General features: G+C 72.4%; 3 protein-coding genes. 1 reads left to right on the forward strand and 2 read right to left on the reverse strand.

Going from position 1 to position 3705, the window contains the following annotated elements; translation table 11 throughout:
* Positions 1-179 precede the first annotated feature (179 nt).
* Together HLK59_RS48930 and HLK59_RS48935 are read right to left on the reverse strand one after the other, a co-directional pair.
* A complete protein-coding gene (locus HLK59_RS48930) occupies positions 180-1262 on the reverse strand; it encodes an NDP-sugar synthase (protein ID WP_171148159.1) in 1083 nt (360 codons plus the stop codon).
* Between the two features lie 162 nt (positions 1263-1424).
* Positions 1425-2795: a peptidoglycan recognition protein gene (locus HLK59_RS48935; protein WP_171148160.1), complete on the reverse strand. Its 1371-nt coding sequence runs from the start codon at positions 2793-2795 to the stop codon at positions 1425-1427.
* Positions 2796-2923: 128 nt separating this feature from the next.
* On the opposite strand from HLK59_RS48935, the gene HLK59_RS48940 reads away from it, so the two are divergent.
* Positions 2924-3688, forward strand: coding sequence for a TIGR03089 family protein (locus tag HLK59_RS48940; protein ID WP_171148161.1), 765 nt, complete (start codon positions 2924-2926; stop codon positions 3686-3688).
* Positions 3689-3705: the final 17 nt, after the last annotated feature.

Consider the following 3705-nt stretch of genomic DNA (forward strand, 5'->3'; position numbering starts at 1 on the left):
CCTGTTGGCGCGCCGGGTCGGATGGGTATAAGGGACAGTACCCGTCCCATCCCCCAGGGGCTCCGCCCCTTCGACCCCGGTCCCTGGGGGCTGCGCCCCCAGACCCCCATCGGCCCTGAACGGGCCTCGTCCTCAAACGCCGGACGGGCTGAAGGACAGACTCCCCCGGCCGGGCCGGGTTACTGGTCCGAGGAGAAGCGCACCGCTCCCGCCGGGATCCGTGCGTCGCACCACACTCGGGCACCCTCGCGCAGTTCGTTGTCGGCGCCGACCACCGCGCCGTCGCCGATGACCGTGCCGGTGAGGACCGAGCGCCCGCCCACGCGTGCCCTGGTGCCGATCAGGGAGTCCGTGATGACGGCGCCCGGTTCGATGACCGCGCCGGGCAGGATCGTGCTGCCGAAGACACGAGCGCCCTGGGCCACGAAGGCGCCCTCGCCGACCACGGTGCCGCCGGTCAGTTTGGCGTCGGCGGCCACCCGTGCCGTGGGCAGGACGAGGCGGTCGCCGCAGCGGCCGGGGACCGCCGGGGAGGGGGCGCGGCCGAGGACGAGGTCCGCCGAGCCCCGTACGAAGGCGGCGGGGGTGCCGAGGTCCAGCCAGTACGTCGAGTCGACCATGCCCTGGAGGTGGGCTCCGGCGGCGAGGAGGCCGGGGAACGTCTCGCGCTCCACGGAGACCGGGCGGCCCGCCGGGATCGTGTCGATCAGGGAGCGGCGGAAGACGTACGCGCCCGCGTTGATCTGGTCGGTGACGATCTCCTCGGGGGTCTGCGGCTTCTCCAGGAAGGCCAGCACCCGGCCCGACGGGTCGGTCGGGACCAGGCCGTAGGCCCTGGGGTCCGGCACCTTCGTCAGATGGAGGGAGACGTCCGCGTTCGTCGACTCGTGGGTGGCCACCAGTGCCCTGATGTCGAGGCCCGTCAGGATGTCGCCGTTGAAGATCAGGACCGGGTCGTCCGGTGCGGAGTGCAGACGGGACGCCACGTTGCGGATCGCGCCGCCCGTGCCCAGCGGCTCGTCCTCCGTCACGTACTCGATGTGCAGGCCCAGTGCCGAGCCGTCGCCGAAGTACGGCTCGAAGACCTCCGCCAGATAGGACGTGGCGAGGACGATGTGGTCGACGCCCGCCGCTCTCGCTCTCGCCAGCTGGTGTGTGAGGAAGGGGACCCCGGCCGCGCGCACCATGGGCTTCGGCGTGTGCACGGTGAGCGGGCGCAGCCTCGTGCCCTTGCCGCCGACCAGGAGGATCGCTTCTGTCACCTGTAGTCTCCGCTTCCTGCCGGTGACCGGCCGAACTGTCTTTCGACCGGTCAGTGTATGCAGACCGTTGTGCGGCGCTTTCGGCGGCTGTGCGGTACTCCGACCCATGCCCCCGATGGCGGTGGAGATGCCTGAACCTGGTCCCCCGGTTCCCCGGTTCCCCTACCGCCCCTGGAGGGTGGCCGCGCTCTTACGGGCCGAGCCGAGCTTGCCGTAGAGCTTCGCGCCGGGGCATGCGGTGGAGAAGCCGTCCCGGTGGCCGGAGATCACGTTCAGGCGTACGTTCTTCCCTTTTTGGTAGAGATTTCCACCACCTGACTTCAGGTAGGTCTTTCCGCGCGGATTGGCGCCGAAGAGACCGAGCTTCCACGCCGCGAGCCGGGCGACCGCGTCCACGGCGGCCGCGGCGGGACGACGGGTGCCGAAGCTGCCGAGGACGGCGATGCCCATGCTGTTGGTGTTGAAACCGAGCGTGTGGGCGCCCAGGACCGGCTTCGCCACTCCCCCGGCGCGGCCCTCGTAGATCTTCCCGCACTTGTCGACGAGGAAGTTGTAGCCGATGTCACGCCAGCCCATGCTCTGGACGTGGTAGCGGTAGATACCGCGAATGACGGAGGGCGCCTGCGAACACTTGTAGCTGTTCCCGGTGACGGTGTGGTGGACGAAGGCGGCCTTGACCTTCTTCGTGTAGACGAACTTCTTCTCGCGCAGACCCTCGTCCGCGCCCCAGCCGCGCCGGGTGACGATACCCGGGCGCGGTCCGATGTACGGCTTGACCCGCTGCTGCCGCGTCAGCTCGCCGGCCCGCAGGGCGAGGAGCTCCCGCTCGGTCCGCGCGCGGTCGAGCGCGGGGATCTCCAGGGCGCCGAGGGGGGCGAGGCCGGCGTTGGCGGCGGAAGCGGCATTGGCGGCGTTGGCGGCGTTGGCGGCGGAACCGGTGACGGACTCGGTGCCGAGCGCGCCGGCGCGCTGGGAACCCGCCGGCGGACTCCCAGGGGCCGCGGGCTCCCCGGGGTCCACGAGTTCCAGACGCATCCCCGACGGCAGGGCACCGCCCGGCACGGCACGCTGCTCGGCGTCCGCACGCACGCGTACCTCGACGCCGTCCGAGTCCCCCACCCACAGCGGCGCCGTCGCCCCGCGCACCCGCCCCGAGGTGCGCTCGGCGGTGTCCGGGTCGGCGCCGTCGTCGCCGTAGTGCGTCTCGATGTCCTGCCAGCCGGACCAGGCGCCGGACGTGACGGCACGCGTGCGTACCTGGACGCTGCCGTGCAGTGCGGAGTCCGGGTCGTCCCAGACGACGCCGACCAGTGAGAAGTGCCGCACATCGCGGGCCGGCAGGCCCTGTTCGGCGGTGGCGCCGAGGACGCGGTCGCGGCTGAGGGGGGCGAGGGGGAGGGACTGGGTGCCGCCTGGAACGAACACTTCCGCGTTCGGCGCCGGGCGCGCGACGGTCGCGGCGGCGGGCAGGCCCAGGGGAAGGGCCAGAGCGGCCGCGCACGTGACACCGATGGAGGAAGCAAGGAATCGCATGCAAACGATCGTGAACACAGTCGGATATTTCCGCCATTCGGGAATTGACGGACCGTCGGGAACCGTTCCCCCGAACCGGCGACCCCGCCCCTCGTTGCGCGGCGCCGCCCCCGCGTACGCTTGCGCGGGTGACCACCACCGACCGCACCCCTGCCGACCTGCTGCGTTCCGCGCTCGCCGCGGACGCCGGACGCCCCCTGGTGACCTTCTACGACGACGCCACGGGCGAGCGCGTCGAACTGTCCGTGGCCACCTTCGCCAATTGGGTGGCCAAGACCGCCAATCTGCTCCAGGGCGAGCTGTCCGCGGAGCCCGGCGACCGGGTCGCGCTGCTGCTGCCCGCGCACTGGCAGACGGCGGTGTGGCTGCTGGCCTGTTCGTCGGTGGGCGTGGTCGCGGACGTGGCCGGCGATCCCAAGGCCGCCGACATCGTGGTGAGCGGCCCGGACACACTGGACGCCGCCCGGGCCTGCTCCGGCTCGCGCATCGCCCTCGCGCTGCGTCCGCTGGGCGGCCGGTTCCCGCAGACCCCGGACGGCTTCGCCGACTACGCCGTCGAGGTGCCGGGACAGGGCGACCGCTTCGCGCCGTTCGCGCCGGTCGACCCCGGGGAGCCGGCGCTGATCGTGGCCGGGCGGGAGTTCAGCGGCGCCGAGGTCGTCGAGCGGGCGGCCGCGGAAGCCTCCGGACTGGGGCTGACGGGGCCGGGGTCGCGGCTGCTCTCGGGGATGTCGTACGACACCTGGGAGGGGCTCAGCGCCGGGCTCTACTCCCCGCTGGCAACCGGGGGGTCCGTGGTGCTGTGCCGGAACCTGGATCAGCTGGGCGAGGAGTCGCTGGCGAAGCGGGTCGAGAGTGAGCGGGTCACCGTCACCGCTCGCCAGGCCCCTTAGGGTCCCCCGTTCGGCCC

The organism is Streptomyces sp. S3(2020) (assembly GCF_013044505.1).
GTDB lineage: Bacteria > Actinomycetota > Actinomycetes > Streptomycetales > Streptomycetaceae > Streptomyces.

Coding starts and splice junctions, on each gene's coding strand:
- HLK59_RS48935 (WP_171148160.1), bottom strand. CDS start 2,795: ATGCGATTCCTTGCTTCCTCCATCGGTGTCACGTGCGCGGCCGCTCTG.